Annotated in this window: 14 protein-coding genes and 3 tRNA genes; 8 read left to right on the forward strand and 9 right to left on the reverse strand. The window is 66.0% G+C overall.

The features are described from left to right. Nucleotides 1–203: 203 nt before the first annotated feature. The 5 genes from FLQ03_RS00290 (at nt 204) to FLQ03_RS00310 (ending at nt 2,497) form a co-directional block, all read left to right on the forward strand. Entirely contained in the window at nt 204–1,013 is an 810-nt protein-coding gene (locus FLQ03_RS00290; RefSeq protein ID WP_206210808.1) for an AraC family transcriptional regulator, read from the forward strand. Between the two features lie 117 nt (nt 1,014–1,130). Beyond that, nucleotides 1,131–2,105 (forward strand): DMT family transporter, encoded by a 975-nt coding sequence (locus FLQ03_RS00295; RefSeq protein ID WP_144373467.1) that lies wholly within the window; start codon nt 1,131–1,133, stop codon nt 2,103–2,105. A gap of 148 nt (nt 2,106–2,253) precedes the next feature. Further along, a tRNA-Ala gene (locus FLQ03_RS00300) sits at nt 2,254–2,329 on the forward strand. Nucleotides 2,330–2,336: 7 nt separating this feature from the next. Then, a tRNA-Glu gene (locus FLQ03_RS00305) sits at nt 2,337–2,412 on the forward strand. Nucleotides 2,413–2,421: 9 nt separating this feature from the next. After that, nucleotides 2,422–2,497, forward strand: a tRNA-Ala gene (locus FLQ03_RS00310). A 148-nt stretch (nt 2,498–2,645) separates the two neighbouring features. Here the strand turns inward: FLQ03_RS00310 and FLQ03_RS00315 are convergent. From FLQ03_RS00315 to FLQ03_RS00325, 3 genes are all read right to left on the reverse strand, one after another. Further along, entirely contained in the window at nt 2,646–3,176 is a 531-nt protein-coding gene (locus tag FLQ03_RS00315; protein ID WP_144373468.1) for a hypothetical protein, read from the reverse strand. Nucleotides 3,177–3,253: 77 nt separating this feature from the next. After that, entirely contained in the window at nt 3,254–3,862 is a 609-nt protein-coding gene (gene ribA / locus FLQ03_RS00320; RefSeq protein ID WP_144373469.1) for a GTP cyclohydrolase II, read from the reverse strand. 85 nt (nt 3,863–3,947) lie between these two features. Continuing rightward, complete coding sequence (locus FLQ03_RS00325; RefSeq protein WP_144373470.1) at nt 3,948–4,643, reverse strand: GAF domain-containing protein; 696 nt, start codon at nt 4,641–4,643, stop codon at nt 3,948–3,950. A 74-nt stretch (nt 4,644–4,717) separates the two neighbouring features. On the opposite strand from FLQ03_RS00325, the gene FLQ03_RS00330 reads away from it, so the two are divergent. Beyond that, complete coding sequence (locus FLQ03_RS00330) at nt 4,718–5,797, forward strand: hypothetical protein (protein ID WP_144373471.1); 1,080 nt, start codon at nt 4,718–4,720, stop codon at nt 5,795–5,797. Here the strand turns inward: FLQ03_RS00330 and FLQ03_RS00335 are convergent. The 6 genes from FLQ03_RS00335 to FLQ03_RS00360 all read right to left on the reverse strand — a co-directional run bounded on the left by FLQ03_RS00335 (nt 5,792) and on the right by FLQ03_RS00360 (nt 15,639). After that, on the reverse strand, nt 5,792–7,009 hold the full coding sequence (locus tag FLQ03_RS00335) for a response regulator transcription factor (RefSeq protein WP_144373472.1): 1,218 nt from the start codon (nt 7,007–7,009) through the stop codon (nt 5,792–5,794). The genes FLQ03_RS00330 and FLQ03_RS00335 overlap by 6 nt on opposite strands. Beyond that, nucleotides 6,999–8,723, reverse strand: coding sequence for a putative bifunctional diguanylate cyclase/phosphodiesterase (locus tag FLQ03_RS00340; protein ID WP_144373473.1), 1,725 nt, complete (start codon nt 8,721–8,723; stop codon nt 6,999–7,001). Before FLQ03_RS00340 ends, FLQ03_RS00335 begins: the two co-directional genes overlap by 11 nt. Then, the gene (locus FLQ03_RS00345) at nt 8,720–11,800 is read right to left on the reverse strand and encodes a PAS domain S-box protein (RefSeq protein ID WP_144373474.1); all 3,081 of its coding nucleotides are present in this window, start codon (nt 11,798–11,800) and stop codon (nt 8,720–8,722) included. The genes FLQ03_RS00340 and FLQ03_RS00345 overlap by 4 nt, the downstream gene beginning before the upstream one ends. A 130-nt stretch (nt 11,801–11,930) precedes the next feature. Next, nucleotides 11,931–13,100, reverse strand: coding sequence for a GGDEF domain-containing protein (locus FLQ03_RS00350; RefSeq protein WP_144373475.1), 1,170 nt, complete (start codon nt 13,098–13,100; stop codon nt 11,931–11,933). Between the two features lie 144 nt (nt 13,101–13,244). Next, nucleotides 13,245–14,312, reverse strand: coding sequence for an alanine racemase (gene alr, locus FLQ03_RS00355; protein ID WP_144373476.1), 1,068 nt, complete (start codon nt 14,310–14,312; stop codon nt 13,245–13,247). Nucleotides 14,313–14,319: 7 nt separating this feature from the next. Then, nucleotides 14,320–15,639, reverse strand: coding sequence for a D-amino acid dehydrogenase (locus FLQ03_RS00360; protein WP_338116351.1), 1,320 nt, complete (start codon nt 15,637–15,639; stop codon nt 14,320–14,322). Nucleotides 15,640–15,829: 190 nt separating this feature from the next. Here FLQ03_RS00360 and FLQ03_RS00365 point away from each other — a divergent pair, with 190 nt between their 5' ends. Next, the gene (locus FLQ03_RS00365) at nt 15,830–16,297 is read left to right on the forward strand and encodes an Lrp/AsnC ligand binding domain-containing protein (RefSeq protein ID WP_206210811.1); all 468 of its coding nucleotides are present in this window, start codon (nt 15,830–15,832) and stop codon (nt 16,295–16,297) included. Nucleotides 16,298–16,373: 76 nt separating this feature from the next. Continuing rightward, nucleotides 16,374–16,997 (forward strand): 4'-phosphopantetheinyl transferase family protein, encoded by a 624-nt coding sequence (locus FLQ03_RS00370; protein WP_144373479.1) that lies wholly within the window; start codon nt 16,374–16,376, stop codon nt 16,995–16,997. The last annotated feature ends 89 nt before the right edge of the window (nt 16,998–17,086 follow it).

Consider the following 17,086-nt stretch of genomic DNA (forward strand, 5'->3'; position numbering starts at 1 on the left):
TCCCCATCGTCTAGAGGCCTAGGACACCGCCCTTTCACGGCGATAACCGGGGTTCGAATCCCCGTGGGGACGCCAAGACAAAAGCCCGCTGCTACCGCAGCGGGCTTTTTGCATTTCGCCAGCCACGCATTGCCCATCCACCCCGCCTGCCGCTAAGCTGCAGCCCTATCCTTTCGTTTCGATAAGCCACCACCATGCAGGGCGTGCCGCAGCAGTTTGAGTTTGCCAGCGACCGCGCGGAGTTCTTCCACCCGCCGGCGCGGCCGGGTATCGAGCTGTACCGGGCGCACATCGTGCGCCATGCCTTCGAGCCGCACACCCACGCCGCCTACGGCTTTGGCGCAGTGGCCAGCGGTGTGGAGCGCTTTCGTTACCGTGGCAGCGAGCACCTGGCGGCGCCGGGCGGCATCGTCACCATGAACCCGGACGTGCTGCACACCGGCCGCGCCGAAAGCGATGGCGGCTGGCAGTACCGCATGATCTACATCGAGCCGCAGGTGCTGGACGACATTGCCGGCCAGCGCGGCTGGTGGTTTGCCGACGCGGTACAGCAGCAGCCGGCGCGGGCGCAGCAGCTGTCGCAGCTGTTGGCCGCGCTGTGGCAGGCCGACGACGCGCTGGCGTTCGATTGCCTGCTGGCGCAGCTGGTGGCCCTGCTGACTCCGCTGGCCGGCAGCCGCCCGCCCCACACTGCCACGCAGCGCTTCGACACGGTGATCGATTACATGCAGGCCCATCTGGCGCAGCGCATTGCCCTGGAGCAGCTGGCCGCCGTGGCCGGGCTGAGCCCGTTCCACTTTTTGCGCCAGTTCCAGGCGCAGCACCACGCCACGCCGCAGCAGATGCTGATGGCGCTGCGGCTACACCGCGCCAAACAGCTGCTCACCGCCGGGCTGGCGCCAGCACAAGTGGCCGCCGACTGCGGCCTGAGCGACCAGTCGCACCTGAACCGCTGCTTCGTCAAACGCTACGGCACCACGCCGGCACGCTACCAGAAGGCGGTGCGCGGCTAGCCTCCGTCCCTCAGACCCAGTAAGCCCCCCTGCGGCCAACCTTGCCGCACCGCAAGCTGGTACAAGACGCCGCCTGCACCGCACCGCATACTGGCCGGCCACCCTATGGAGACACCCATGCTGACCGGTATTGCCTTTGCCCTGGCCGCCGGCACGCTGTGGGGGCTGGTTTTCATCGCCCCGCTGCTGCTGCCCGACTACCCCGCCGCCCTGCTCAGCGTTGGCCGCTATCTGGCGTTTGGCCTGATTGCGCTGCCGCTGGCCTGGCTGGACCGCCGCGAGCTGGCCCACCTGACCCGTGCCGACTGGCGCGAGGCGCTGCAGCTGTCGCTGGTGGGCAATGTGCTGTACTACCTGTTTCTGGCCAGCGCCATCCAGCGCACCGGCGGGCCGCTGCCCACCATGCTGATCGGCACGCTGCCGGTGGTGATTGCCATCAGCGCCAACCTGTTCAACCACCAGCGCGACGGCCGCCTGCCGTGGGGCCAGCTGCTGCCGCCACTGCTGGTGATGCTGGCCGGCATTGCCTGCGTCAACCAGGCCGAGCTGGCCAGCCTGGCGCAGCAGCCGGGGCGCGACATGGCGCGCTACGCCAGCGGCGCGTTGATGGCACTGCTGGCGGTGGCGTGCTGGACCTGGTACCCGATTCGCAACGGCAACTGGTTGCGCGCCCACCCGCAGCGCAAGCCGCGCGCCTGGGCCACGGCGCAGGGCCTGGCCACGCTGCCGCTGGCGGTGCTGGGCTACGCGCTATTCTGGGCCTGGCAACACTACCAAGCACCGGCGTTTGCCATGCCGCTGGGCCCGCGCCCGCAAACTTTCATGCTGATGATGCTGGCGGTGGCGGTGTTGGCGTCGTGGCTGGGCACGCTGTGCTGGAACGAGGCCAGCCAGCGCCTGCCCACCAGCCTGGCCGGGCAGCTGATCGTGTTCGAAACCCTGGCCGCGCTGACTTTTGCCTACCTGCTGCGCGGGCAATGGCCGGACGGGCTGACGCTGCTGGGCATTGGCCTGCTGTTGGCCGGCGTACTGCGCGCCATGCACATTCGCCCGGTACACGCTGGCGACGAAAAAAAGTTGGCCGAGGCGTAAGCAGCGCTTCTATAAAAATCAGTCACTTGCAAAAAAGGTGCATTTTTCTTTGCAAAAAGTGCTGCAAAGCGCTTGACGCCCCCAGGGTGGCTTGTTAAAGTGCGCACCTCTTCAGCGCTACAGCGATGCAGCAAACGAAGAAACCTGTGGGGGTATAGCTCAGTTGGGAGAGCGCTTGCATGGCATGCAAGAGGTCAGCGGTTCGATCCCGCTTACCTCCACCAGGACTAGGTCCCCATCGTCTAGAGGCCTAGGACACCGCCCTTTCACGGCGATAACCGGGGTTCGAATCCCCGTGGGGACGCCACCACAGCGTGGGGGTATAGCTCAGTTGGGAGAGCGCTTGCATGGCATGCAAGAGGTCAGCGGTTCGATCCCGCTTACCTCCACCACCGATCAGAAAAAACCGGCCTTTTGGCCGGTTTTTTCGTTTCTGCCGCCTGCCAAGCGCAGCCGCGCTGCCAGCCCCCGGTAGGCTACCCTACCCCGCATTGCCGCATCCGCGGCACACCCAACTCAATGAAAAACTGCTCTCGCGGCCTACAGTGGCAGCAGCAACGCCGCCTCGTGCTCGGCCCACAGCCGGCTTTGCGCCTGCCAGTCCACCGGCTCGGCGCTGTGCGCCAGTACGCGCAGCAGGAAGTGCACGGTGCCGAACAGCAGCCGCAGGCGGTCGCCGGCCTGGCGGCACACCTCGGGCATTTCCTGATGCAGCCGTTGCCACAGGTGGCGCAGCCGCGCCACCACGTCGCTGATTTGCACCAGTTCGTTGAACAGGCCGTGCGAAGGTTGGCCGCCAGCCATCAGCGCGCGCTCGCGCATGTCGGCCAGCCGCTCTTCCAGCAAGGCCAGCAGCTGCCACAGCGCTTGCGCCAGCTGCTGCGGCGTGGCTTTGTCGCCGGCTTCGCCGTCCGGGTCCAGCTGCAGCGCGTGCTGGCTAAGCAGGCTGGCGCTGAAGGTGGTACCGGCGTCGGCCGCCGCATGGCCGTGCGGGTGGCCGTGGCCGGGTAGCTGCTGCGGCAGGTGCTGGCTGATGGCATCCGGGCCGCCTACCGGCGCAATCTTGATCATGGCGGGGTCCTTGTGGCGGGCGATCGTGCCCTACCCGTTTTATCGCCCGCCATAGCGGCGGGCTTGAGGGCGGCGGGCTAGAAACCGAACAGATGGCCCAGCTTGGCGCGCTTGGTGTTCAGGTAGTGGTCGTTGAACTCGTTGCGGCCAACCTGCAGCGGCACGCGCTCAGCCACGCGAATGCCGGCCTGTTCCAGGGTGGCGATCTTGCGCGGGTTGTTGGTCATGATGCGCACCGCGTCCACGCCCAGCAGCGCCAGCATCTCACGGGCGATGCGGAAGTCGCGCATGTCGGCGGGAAAGCCCAGCTGTTCGTTGGCTTCCACGGTATCAGCACCGCCGTCCTGCAGCTTGTAGGCGCGTATCTTGTTGATCAGGCCAATGCCGCGGCCTTCCTGGCGCAGGTACAGCAGTACGCCACGGCCTTCGCGGGAGATGGCTTCCAGCGCGGCTTCCAGCTGAAAGCCGCAGTCGCAACGCAGCGAAAACAGCGCGTCACCGGTGAGGCATTCGGAATGCACGCGCGCCAGCGGCGCGTCGCCGGCGGCGACCTCGCCCAGCGTCAGCGCCACGTGCTCGCGGCCGCCGTGTTCTTCAAAGCCATGCATCTGGAACACACCCCACGGCGTGGGCAGCTTGCAGCTGGCGACCAGGTCTACGCGAGGTTGGGTGTCGGCTTGACTCAAAATAAACTCCGATTCAGTTAGCAGGGCGTGGCCAGCTTAGCCGGCCATGCCCGCAGGGAAAAGTGCAAAGCGGCGAACAGCTTGCTCAGTTTTTTTCAACAACACCCGACAGCGCGCTGAACGGCGCCGACAGCGCCAGCGCCAGGGCGGCCAACGTGGCTTGCTCGGCGGCGCCAAAGAAACCGGGGCGCGCGTCTTCGGCGTCCAGAATGCCTACCACGCGGCCGTCGGCGGCCAGTACCGGCAGGCACACTTCGCTTTGCACCTTGGGGTCGCACTCGTAGTAGGCGCCGCCGGCAGCCTGCCAGGCGGCCACGTCGGCCACGATGGCGGCACGGCCGCTAAGGCCGACGCGGCTGTTATTGCTGAACAGCGCAAAGTCTTCGGTCAGCGGGAATTCCGCGCGGCTGGGCAGGCCCCGGTAGGCCAGTTTCACCAGCCGCGGCAGGCCGTCTTGTTCAAAGCGGCAGTACACCCCCAACCAGTCGGCCGGCACCGTCTGCAGCGTGGCCTCTACCAGCGCGTTGAGCTGGCGCAGCGCCGCGTCGGCAGCCGGGCTTTTACCACCCAGCCACGGCGACACGTCGTACGGCTGCTCCTCCAGCTCGTCCACCAGCGAACAGCTGCCGCCCTCGCCCAGCTTGGGCACGCGGTAGCGGTACAGGTCGTCGGGGGCGGCCTTGGGCAGGCCGGGCAGGTTGGCGTGCAGCACGGCGCTGGCGGCGGCGACGGCAGTGGCGGGCAGGTCTAGGCCGGTGGCAGCCAGATAGGCCTGAGGCATGGGGCAAACTCCGGGGTGGTTAATAAAGTAATTTAGTCGGGTATTATTACCCTTTTATTCCGGACACTCCAGCCATGACCGCCATTATCGTGCGCCACGGCCCGTTGCTGACGCTGCGTGCCGGCGCCGGTGCCCGCCACCACCTGCAGCAGCACGGCCTGCACGCCCGCGACATCACCGCCCTGCCCGGCGCCGCCGGCGGGCCGAAGGCGCTGGGCCTGGCCGGACTGGACCAGGCCGTGTTCCAGTGGCTGGCCGGCAGCCCGCAAGTGCGCGATCTGGTGGGCGCGTCGATCGGCGGCTGGCGCTTTGCCTGCGCCATGCAGCCCGACCCGGTGGCCACGCTGCAGCGCTTTGCGGCCAACTACGTGGCGCAGGATTACAGCCGGCAGACCACGCGCCAGCTGATCTGGCAAAACTGGCAGGCGCTACTGCACGACACGCTGGGGCCGCACGGCCAACAGGCCATCCTGCAGCACCCGCACTACCGGCTGAGCCTGATTCTGGTACGCAGCCGCGGCCTGCTGCGCCGCGAACAGCGCGCGCCACTGCTGGCGGGGCTGGGGCTGGCGGCGGCCTGCAACGCCGCCGGGCGTCGCCAGCTGCGCCACGTGTTCGAGCGACTGATCTGCCACGACGCACGCAGCGCACTGGCGTTTGTGCCACAGGACGGCCTGCCCACGCAGCGGGTAGCGCTGGATGCGGCCAACCTGGAGGCGGCGTTGCTGGGCACCACCGGTGTGCCGGGGCTGTTTGACGGCGTGGCAATACCGGGCGCCACCCCAGGCGTGTACCGCGACGGCGGACTGCTGGACTACCACCTGGACTACCCGTGGCAGCGCCAGCCGGGCATCACGCTGTTCCTGCATTACCAGCCGCGCATCGTGCCGGGCTGGTTCGACAAGCTGCTGCCGTGGCGGCAGGCGCAGGCCAGCCACCACCACAATACGCTGCTGGTCACGCCCAGCCCGGCCTACCTGGCCACGCTGGGGCTGGGCCGGCTACCCGACCGTGGCGACCCGAAACGCTTTGCCGGCCGCGATGCAGAACGGCGCCGGCTGTGGGCCGACGCCGTGGCGGCCAGCCAACGGCTGGGCGACGAATGGCACGAGCGGCTGCTGCGCCAGCAGTGGCACGACGTCAGCGCGCTATGAGACCGGCAGTTGGCAAGCGTCCAGCGCTTTCAGTAGCGCCTTCATGCTGACCTCCACGTCCACGCCCTGCTCGCTGAGCAGCGTGCACTCCTCGGTCGCCGAGGCCAGCAGCTGCGCGATCATGCGCTCCTGGCCCTCGGTAAGGCCCAATCGCACGAAGGCGCGGTCAATGTTCTCGCGCAGGCGCAGCATGATGTCGCCGCTGGCCCACTGCTGGTAACGGAAGCGTTCGTCCACCACGCGCAGCGTGTCACGGGTACAGGCCACCAGCTCGGCCAGCACCGCCGCCTGCTGTTGCTGCTGCCAGGCCGCGTCCAGCGCGGCCAACCTGGCGGCGGCGCCTTCGGTCAGAAACGCCAGGTTGTCGCGCAGGCGGCCGTTGCGCTCCTCATCTTCGCGCGGCATGTTTTTCACCGCCAGCGATACCTGGCCGTAGCTGAACACCGTCACCCGGCCGGCGTCCACGATATGGCCGCGCCGCGCCAGCGTCTCGATCAGGCCGATTTCCAGTTGGCCGCACGGCCCTTCGGCGTTGACGGTACTGACCCCGCGCAGCGAGCGCAGCTGGATGCTGGCGTCCAACCCCAGGTCCTGCAGTGCCTGCAGCATGCTGTGCTGCAAGGCCGGGTTGTCCTGCAGCGCAAAGCTGCCCTTCATGAACTGCAACACCACGCCGATCTCGCTGGCGCTGCTCATCGCACTAAACGCCGCCTGCATGGCGTTGGCTACCTGGCCCTGCAGCTCGTGCTGCGCGTGCCGGGTCTGGCCGTTGCGCAAGGCCACGCCGATCTTGCTGAGCAGTTCGGCATTGACGTAGGGCTTGGCGATGTAGTCTTCGGCGCCGGCTTCGTAACCGGCCATGCGGTCTTCCAGCTCCACGCGGCCGGACAAGAAAATCACCGGCACGTGCAGCAAGCGCGGGTCTTGCAGCACATGGCGGCAAATCTCGTAGCCTTCCATATCGGGCAGCCCCACATCCAGCAACACCAGCTGCGGGCGCTGCGCCGGGCTGGCGGCCAGTGCCTCCAGCCGCGCCAGCGCGCTGGTGCCGTCGGCGGCCTCTTCAACTGCGTAGCCCTCCAGCTCCAGCAGCTGGCGCAGATTGCTGCGCAGCGTGGGCTGGTCTTCCACGATGAAGATGCGGGTAGGCTCGATGGCCGGCGCGTAGTCAGCCACGTCCGGCAGGGCGATGGTGTCCTCGTCAAACAGCATGATGTTCCCCTTTGCAAGCGACTTGCCAGTCGCCGATTTGCTGAACCACTTCCAATGCACTCAATGGCTGGCTGAACAGATAGCCCTGATAGGCGTCGCACCCCATTTCTTGCAGCAGGGTTTTCTGCGCCTCGGTTTCCACCCCTTCGGCAATCACCGCCATGCCGAAACTGCGCGCCAGCGAAATCACCGCCTGGGTAATGGCGCGGTCGCCGCCGGAGCCGAGAATGTTACGCACGAACGACTGGTCGATCTTCAACACGTCCAGCGGAAAGCGCTTCAGGTAGGACAGGCTGGAGTAGCCGGTGCCGAAGTCGTCCAGCGCCAGCTTGATGCCCAGGTCTTTCAGCCGCCGCAGCGTATCCACCGTGCGTTCGGCATCCACCATGGCGGTGCCTTCGGTAATTTCCACCTCCAGCTGCTCTGGCGGCAGGCCGCTGAAATCCAGCGCCGCTTCGATGCTGTACAGCAGCCCGGGCGAGGCAAACTGCCGCGCCGACAGGTTCACCGCCACGCGCAGGCCGGGTGCCATGCGTTGCCAGTCGGCCAGGCGCTGGCAGGCTTCGGCCAGCACCCAGCAGCCGATGGCGATGATCTGGCCGTTTTCTTCGGCCAGCGGAATGAAACGCAGCGGCGACACCCGCCCCAGCCGCGGATGATTCCAGCGCAGCAGCGCCTCGAAACCCACCACGCTGCCATCGTGCAGACACACCTGCGGCTGGTAATACACCTCGAACTCGTGGCGTTCCAGCGCACGGAACAGGTCGTTATTGAGGCGCAGGCGTTCGCCGGCTTCGGCGTTCATCTGCGCGGTATAGGCCAGCACCTGGCTGCCGCCCAGGTTTTGCGCCTGGTGCAGCGCCACCTCGGCCCGCCCCAGCAGCTGCTGCGCATCGTCGGCGTCGGCCGGGTACAGGCAATAGCCAATACTGACCGGAATGAACATCTCCTCGCCCAGCACCGTCATCGGTTGTAGCCAGGCCTGGTGCAACTGCTGCGCCAGCGCCTGCGCCTGTTCGCGGCCCGGCACCCGCGCCAGTACGGCAAAATTGGGGCCGATCAGGCGGTAGGCGCGGCCGGCGTCGCCCAGCACCTGCTCCAGACGTTGGCCGCATTCGCGCAGCGCGGCGTCGCCGGCCTGGTAGCCCAGCGAGTCGTTGATGCGCGAGAAGTGGTCCACGCCCAGCACCAGTACCAGCACCTGTTCGTGGTGCTGCTCGCCCAGTACGCCCTGGCCGGACAGCGCCTCCAGCAGCGCCATGCGGCTACCCAGGCCGGTTAGCTGGTCGAGGTAGCGCAAGCGGTGCGCCTCGCTTTGCAAACGCTGCGTTTCGGCCTGCTGCTGCGCCAGCCGCCCCAGCCGTGCCTCTACCGCCTTCAGCAGCTCTTCGCGCTGGAAGGGCTTGGTGAGGTAGTCGTCGGCACCCAGGTTCATGCCGTGCCGGTGGTCGTGCTTTTCGGCCAGCGCGGTCAGCAGGATCACCGGCAGCTGCACCGTGGCCGGCTGGCTGCGCAGTTGCTGCAGCAGCTGGTGGCCGTCCATGCGCGGCATCATCACGTCGCTGATCAGCAGCGAGTAACTGCCGGCGCGCAAGTATTCCAGCGCTTCCACGCCGTCGCCGGCGGCGTCGGCGTCGTAACCTTCCAGCCGCAGCAGGGCCATGATGTTGTTGCGGATGGCCAGGTCGTCTTCCACCACCAGGATGCGTCTCATGCCCCTCCCCCCTTCTGCGGTGCCAATAGCGGCAGCTGCACCCGGAAGTGCGTACCGGCACCCGGCTGGCTGGTGACCGAAATCTCGCCGTGGTGCAGCTCTACAGACTTGCGCACAATGCACAGCCCCAGCCCGGTGCCGGGAATGGCGCCCACGTTCTGCGCGCGGTGAAAGGCGTCAAACAGCTGCGGCAGGTCTTCCGGCGGAATACCGATGCCCTGGTCCTGTACGTCGAACACCACCTTGGCGTCTTGCTGGCGGGCGGCAAAGCGGATCACGCCGCCGTCCGGCGAGTACTTGAAGGCGTTGCTCAGCAGGTTGCCCAGAATCTCGCGCAGCAGCTTTTCGTCCAGCGGCAGGCACGGCTGCGCCAGGTCGATATCCATCTCCACACTGGCCAGCACCACGTCGCCACGCGCCTGCGAGGCCTGCGACACCTCTTGCACCAGGTTGCGGCAAAAGCGCGCCACGTCAAGCGGCTGGGGCACGAACTCCACCCGCTCGGCCTCCACGCGGCCGATCAGCAGGATGTTGTCCAGCATGTCGGTCATGCGCTGTACCGAAATCTGGATGGTGTCCAGCAGCTCGTCGCGCCGCTCCGGCGTCAGGCGGTCGCGGTAATGGCGCAGCAGCTCGGCCGACGACAGCACCGTGGCCAGCGGGGTGCGGAATTCGTGCGAGGTCATCGACACGAAACGCGACTTCAGCACGTTCAGCTCTTGCTGCTTGGCCAGCGCATCGCGGATTTCCTGCTCGGCAAAGTGGCGTTCCGAGACGTCCACCAGCGTCCAGATGGTGCCTTTGTCCGGCTGGCCCTTGACGATGCTGGTGCCGTTCATCTGCACCCAGATCTGCTTGCCGCTCTTGGTTTGCAACTGGCGCTCGGTGGTAAAGATGTTGCCGGCGGCCAGGCTGCCGTAAGCGTCGCGGCCGAAGTTGTCGAAGTCTTCGTCGCTGCGGAAGTATATGCGGCTGCTCTTGCCGATCAGCTCTTCCTCGCTGTAGCCCAGCAGGGTGGAAAAGGTGCGGTTGATCCACAGCAGGCGGCGGTTGGTGACAAAGGCCATGCCCACCAGCGCCGACTGCAGGATGGCTTCGCGCTCGGTATGGGTTCGCATCAGCTCGAACTCCAGCTCCTTGCGGCGGCTGATGTCCATCATCACCCAGACCGTACCCTGGCCGGGCTGCTCCGGGTTGATCGGCTTGCCCGACAGCTGCACCCACAGCAGTTGGCCGCAAGCGGTGCGCATGCGCATCTCGCTGGCAAAAGCACGGCCGGAAGCAAAAGCCTGCCGTGCATCGCGCGTGGTGCGCAGGAAGTCTTGCTGGATATCGTAGTAACGCTCCAGGCTGCCGCCCTGCATGCGCTCCGGTGTGGTCTGGAACAGCTCGGCGGCGGTGCGGTTCACCCAGCGCACAAAGCCCTGGCCATCCACAAACGCCATGCCGGCAATGCTGTTGTCGAGGATGGATTCGCGCTCGCGCAGGGTGCGGGTCAGGTCGTCTTCCAGCCGCTTGCGGCGGGTGATATCGGTAAAGAACACCAGCGCGGCGGTGCGGCCGTGCCATTCGATCATCACCACGCCGCTGTCCACCCAGCGCTCTTCACCCTGCTTGGTCAGCACCCGCAAGTCGTCGCGGGCATCCACCTGCTCGCCCTGGCTACGGCGTTGGTGCGCGCCCAGCACCCGGTCGCGGTCGTCGGGGTGGATCAGGCTGGCAAAGTCCAGCGCGGCCAACTCGTCGGCTTGGTAGCCGCTGATCTCGCAGGCACGGGGGTTACTGAGCACGATGCGCATGCCCTGCACCACCACGATGCCGTCGCGAACGTTATCGATCACCAGCCGGTAGTGCTCCTCCGATTCGCGCAGCGCATTGACCGCGGTCTTGCGGGCGGTGACATCGCGAAAGAAGGCACCAATAAACCCTTGCTGGCTGGACGAGAACGGCCAGAACGACGCGTCCACGTGCTGCGGGCCGTCAGCGCGCTGCAGCACGAACTCCAGCGACGCCTCCGCCGCCAGCTGCAGGCCGTTATCGCCCACGCTCAGGCCGGGCGGCAGCTGGTCCGGCCCCAGCTGCAGCACGTCCAGCAACGGGCGGCCAACCGCATTTTCGCCGCGCAGGCCGAAGATCTGCTCGGCGTGGATGTTCCAGTCGATGATGGTGCCGGTATGGTCCAGTACCACCATGGCGATGCTGGCAAACTCGAACAGCATGCGCGCCCGTTCCATGTGCTCGTACAGCACCTGCTCGGCCACGTGCTGGCGCGTCATGTCGCGCAGCGTGATGCCACGGTACGGCAGGCCGGACAGCACAAACTGCCAGCCGGACAGCTCCAGCGGCACCCGGCTGCCGTTGGCGTGCACCGCCGGCATTTCCAGCGGCCGCATGGTGTGCGCCAAGGCGTCGCTGCCGTCGGCAAACAGCCAGTCGTGGAAACGGTTTTGCAGCTGGGGCGGCACGATCAGTGCCGACAGCGGCCGCCCCAGCGCGGCATTGTCGCGCCAGCCCAGCAGGCGTTCGGCTTCGGCGTTCCATTCGCAAACGTAACCCTCGGCGTCCAGCACGATGACGGCGATGGCCGAGTGGGCAAACAGGTGGCGCAGGTTGTCGTCGTTGGTAATGCTGCGCTGGTACAGCTCGGCCAGTTCGTCCACGATGCCCTCCTTGCCGGCCAGCCAGTCGCCGCCCAGCGTCGCGTCGTTGTCCGGCAGCGCAAAGGCTACGCCAGCCAGACGCGGCTCGCCGCCGAACGGGGAAATCATGGTGAAGGTGCATTCGCCGATACGGCGGTAGCTGCCATCCGGCTGCCGCACGCGAAAGCAACGTTGCTGCCGGCCGCCAGCCAACGGCTGGCCATGGCCGAACACGGCAAGATCGTCGGGATGAATGGCCTGCAGGTAGCGTGCCGGCTGCTCGTGCAGTGACGCCAGCGAACACCCCCACAAAGCCTCGAAACCCGGCGACATGAACAGGAAACGGCTGCGCCCCATATCGGCCAGCCAGTAGGCGGTATCCGTGACCAGCGCTGCCGGCAACAGTGCAGGGGAAGACAGCGGGGACTCAAGCGGCATGAATGACTCCAAGCAAACGGGGTTGCCAGGTTCATTCTTTCTTCATGCAGATGGGGTTTTCAAGTACAGATTTATTAATATAACCAGCTATTTAACAATCAAAACTTATTGCAACCTGCTAATAAGGGCGCTAAGCCGCCTCGGTGCGGCCGCCGTACTCCACACGGTCGCGCCCGGCGGCCTTGGCCTGGTACATGCGCGCATCGGCCACGGCCAGCAATTGGCGCCAGTCGCCGGCGGCGTCCTGCTGCCACTCCGCCACCCCCATGCTGGCAGTCAGCGGCTGCTTGTCCGGGCGCTCGCCCAGCCCCAGCCGCCGCAAGCGGCGCAACAGCGCCCGCGCCTGTACCAGGCTGGTATTGGGCAGCAACAGCAGGAACTCCTCGCCCCCCCAGCGGCACAGGATGTCGCTATGGCGCAGCAAAGCGTCCAGGTGGCTGGCCAGCCGTTTCAGCGTCTGGTCGCCGGCGGCGTGGCCGAAACGGTCGTTGATGGTTTTGAAATGATCGAGGTCGATGAACACTACGGTCAGCGGCATGGCATTGCGCGCAGCCTGGCCGGCCAGCAGCTCCAGCATTTCCTCGCCGCTGCGGCGCGAGAACACGCCGGTGAGCGGGTCGCGCACCGCCTGCTGCACCAGCGCCATCATGAAAGCCAACTGGGTGGTACAGGCCAGCGCCGCCACCGCGGCAATCAGCACCTGCAACCAGAATGCGCCCCAGAACGACGGCGCCAGCAACGGCTGCCACAGCAGGTAACCGGACAGCAGATGTGCCAGCAAGGCAGGCAAGGCAAAGGCCGCACATTCCAGCAGCGTCAACGGAAAAATGGCCAGCCCGGCCAGCAGCACAAAGGGCAGGAAGCTGTAGCCGGCACTGATGATGCCGGGCACGCCAGCCAGCGAATACTGCATCAGCAACAGGTGCGAGCACAGATAGAACAGCGACGGGATGGCAAACAGCAAGGCCATGCCACGCCACGCTTGCCACAGGGTGCCGTCCGGTTTCAGGCGGCGGGTCAGCGCCAGGAAGGCAGCCGAAGTGGCCAGCCGCAACGCGGCCAGCTGCCACCACAGCGGTGATGGCAGCGTGTAGCAATCCACCACGATCCACAGCGGCGTGAGGATGGAAAACAGGCAGGCAAACAAGCGCACGCGCCCGACCAGCATGTGCGCACGGCGGCTGGCCAGCAGCGACATATGATAGCCGGGCGACAGCAGGCTGGCGGCGTCGGCGTGGCTCACCTCCCCCGGCAGCATTCCCAGCACCTTCACCCAGAACAGGGTGGATAGTCGGCTCATGGTTTCCCTAGATTCATCGGCAAGGCGCGTATTATCAAAAGTCGGCGCCTGGTGCGGCTTGTGAAAAATCAAGCTCCTGCGGCATTTTGTCACAAAAAAAGCGGCAAGCCATTGCTTGCCGCTTCATGCCATACGAATTGAATCTTACTCGTAGCGGAAATGCGCCCGCTTGACGTTGCACAGCACCTCGTAACCGATGGTGCCAGCGTGGGCGGCCACGTCGTTGACGCTGATAGTGTCGCCCCACAGCTCGACGGTACTGCCTACGCCAGCCTGCGGGATGTCGGTGAGGTCTACCGTCATCATGTCCATCGACACGCGGCCGATGACGCGGCTCTTGACGCCGTCGATCAGCACCGGGCTGCCGGTAGACGCCAGCCGCGGGTAGCCGTCGGCGTAGCCACACGCCATCAGGCCAACGCGGGTGGGGCGCTCGGTATGGAACGACGCGCCGTAGCCTACCGGCTCGCCCGCGCCCAGCTCGCGCACGCCAAAAATGCGCGTGGTCAGCTGCATCACCGCTTTGAGGCCAACGTTGGCCGCATGGTCGGCCGGTAGCGGCGTGGCGCCGTACAGCATGATGCCGGGACGGCCCCAGTCGCGGCGGGCGTCGGCGTGGATCATGATGCCAGCCGAGTTGGCCAGGCTGGTGTCGCCGCCCAGGCCGGCGGTGGCGGCATCGAACGCAGCAATCTGCGCGTCGGTGGCCGGGCAACCCGGCTCGTCGGCACGGGCAAAGTGCGTCATCTTGACGATGGCGTCCACTTTGCCGCTGGCTGCCAGCTCGCGGTAGGCGGCGGCGTAATCGGCCGGGAAGAAGCCGGCACGGTGCATGCCGGAATCCATCTTCAGCCACACACGGAACGGTTTGGCGGCCGGTGCGGCCAACAGCATGGCCAGCTGCTCGCGGTTCTGCACCACCAGCCACAGATCGTGCGCCTGCACTTCGGCCAGCTCGGCCGGCTCGAACACGCCTTCCAGCAGCAGGATGGGCAGGCTGATGCCGGCGGCACGCAGTTGCAGCGCCTCTTCCAGGCAGGCCACGGCGTAACCGTCGGCCACGTCGGCCACTGCCTGGGCGCAGCGCACCGCGCCGTGGCCGTAGGCGTTGGCCTTCACCACGGCCAGCGCACGGCCACCGTGCTGCTGGCGCGCCAGCAGGTAGTTATGTCGGAAGTGATCCAGGCGGATCGAAGCAATCAATGGGCGCATGGCAGTCTCAGGCTTTGGCCGCAGCGGGCTGGAACATCGGCACCACCAGGGTTTCGCCTTGCTTGGCGTAACGCTGCATCGACAGGCCGTCTACCAGGATTTCCGGCTGCGTACCGGTAATCAGGTCGGCCAGCACCTTGCCGGAACCGGCGCACATCGTCCAGCCCAGCGTGCCGTGGCCGGTGTTCAGCGACAGGTTGGCAAAGCGGGTACCACCGATGATCGGCGTGCCGTCCGGGGTCATCGGGCGCAGGCCAGTCCAGAACTCGGCACGCGACACGTCGCCGCCGTCCGGGTACAGGTCGGTTACGACCATTTCCAGCGTGGCGCGGCGTTTCGGGTTCAGGCTGAGGTCGAAACCGGCCAGCTCGGCCATGCCGCCAACGCGGATGCGGTTATCGAAACGGGTAATGGCAATCTTGTAGGTCTCGTCCAGCACGGTGGACACCGGCGCGCCCTTGGCGTTGGTGATCGGTACCGTCAGCGAGTAGCCTTTTACCGGGTACACCGGAATGTCGATACCGATGGCCTTCACCATTTCGCGCGAGTAGCTGCCGGTGGCAACCACGTAGTGGTCGGCGCTCAGCAGTTCGCCTTCCACCACCACGCCGGTCACTTTGTCGCCGTAGGTCTGGATGCTGTCGATGCTCTTGCCCCACAGGAACTTCACGCCCAGGCCAGCGCACATCTCGGCCAGGCGGGTGGTGAACATCTGGCAATCGCCGGTATCGTCGTTGGGCAGGCGCAGGCCGCCCTTCAGCTTGTGCTTGGTCTTTTTCAGCGCCGGCTCGATGCGGGCGCAACCGTCGGCGTCCAGCACTTCGTAAGCCACGCCGCACTCTTTCAGCACCTCGATGTCCTTGCCCATGGCGTCCACTTGCTGCTGGCTGCGGAACAGCTGCAGCGTGCCGCCTTCGCGGCCTTCAAAGCCGAGGCCGGTTTCGGCTTTCAGCTCGCGGATCTTGTCGCGGCTGTACTCGGCCAGGCGCATCATGCGGCCTTTGTTGACGTTGTAGGCCTGCGGGTTGCAGTTGGCGAACATACGCGCCATCCATTCCCACTGGTAGGTGCTGCCGTCCACGCGGATGGCCAGCGGGGCGTGCTTCTGGAACAGCCACTTCACCGCCTTGGCCGGGATGCCGGGCGCCGCCCACGGCGCCGCATAGCCCGGGGAGATCTGGCCGGCATTGGCAAAGCTGGTTTCCAGCGCCGGGCCGGGCTGACGTTCCACCACGGTAACGTCGACGCCGGCTTTGGCCAGATACCATGCAGTGGAAATACCGATGACCCCACCACCAAGAACGATGACTTTCATGTTTACCTCCAGGCTACCCTGTTGAAACAGGACAGCGCGGGCTGTCCTGTCGTGTGTGCAATCGGCGGCTATTACCGCTCAGTGAATTTGCGTAGTATATTGATTAAAACGCAGTTTTTTTCACTTATATTTAATAACAACGCAGTGCATACCACTGCAAAAAAAGGCCAAAACAGTGAAACCGCAACGCACAATGGACAGAATGCGCCAGCTGGACAAAGTGGACGTCAAGATCCTGCAGCAACTGCAGGCCAACGCACGCATCGCCATGACCGAACTGGCCGAAAAAGTGGGCCTGTCCACCACCCCCTGTACCGAGCGCGTGCGCCGCCTGGAACGCGAAGGCGTGATCGAGGGCTACCACGCGCGCCTGAACCCGCAGGCGCTGGGCGCCAGCCTGCTGGTATTCGTGGAGATCAAGCTGTCGGCCAAGTCCGGCGACATTTTCGACGCCTTCCGCCGTGAGGTGCAGAAGCTGCCCGACGTGCAGGAGTGCCACCTGGTGTCCGGCGAGTACGACTACTTATTAAAGGTGCGGCTGCCGGACATGTCGATGTACCGCAAGATTCTGGGCGACATCCTGCTGAAACTGCCGCAGGCCAACGAGTCGCGCAGCTATGTGGTAATGGAAGAAGTAAAAGAAACGCTGCTGCTGAATCTGGATAGCTGAAAGCGTGATGCCGCGTGACTTGACGGCCATTCCTGACTAAGCTGCCGGCAATGACAACCGACTCCAACAGCCCGTTATGAATACCCTGATCCTGCTGGACCGACTGCCAGACCCGTTACCGCAAGACGGCTTTGCCCAGCGCGAAGCGCTGAAAACCCTGGGCCGCCAGCTAGCGCTGCAAGCGGCGTCGCAACTGATGTCGCTGCCCTTGCGCCACTTTGCCATGGATAGCGACAAGCCGCCGTGCCTGCTGCTGGAAGGCAGCCCGGCGCCGCTGGGCCTGTCGATCAGCCACAGCGGCCCGTGGGTGGCCGCCGCCGTGTCGGCTTGCCGCCCGCTGGGGCTGGACATCGAACAGGCCGACGCCGCGTGCAACCCCGACGAGCTGGCCGAACTGCTAACCCCGGACGAGGCCGCCTGGCTGGCCGCACTACCCGAAGGCAGCCTCAGCGGCCACCCGTTCTGGACGGTGTGGACGCTGAAAGAAGCGCTGGGCAAGTACCAAGGCCGGCGCTGGGAAACCCCGCAACAAACTCGCAGCATCCACCAACTGGACCACTACGCCGCCCACCTGGCGTTGCCGGACTGCGGTCTGCTGTTGGCCATTACCGCCCCGGCGCCGCTGGATGCCTCGCTGCAACGCGCCGGTGGCAAGGCTAGCCGCGTCACGCTGCAGCCGTGGCCCGGCAGCCGGCGCTAGCCACAGCCCCGCAGCCAGGCCGGTGGCAGGCTGCGGCCAACCATCGCGGTGCAATCTGGCACAATATCAGTGCATTTCAGGCATTGCGC

Origin of the sequence: Vogesella urethralis, assembly GCF_007644045.2 — a bacterium.
In the GTDB taxonomy this organism is placed as follows: domain Bacteria; phylum Pseudomonadota; class Gammaproteobacteria; order Burkholderiales; family Chromobacteriaceae; genus Vogesella; species Vogesella urethralis.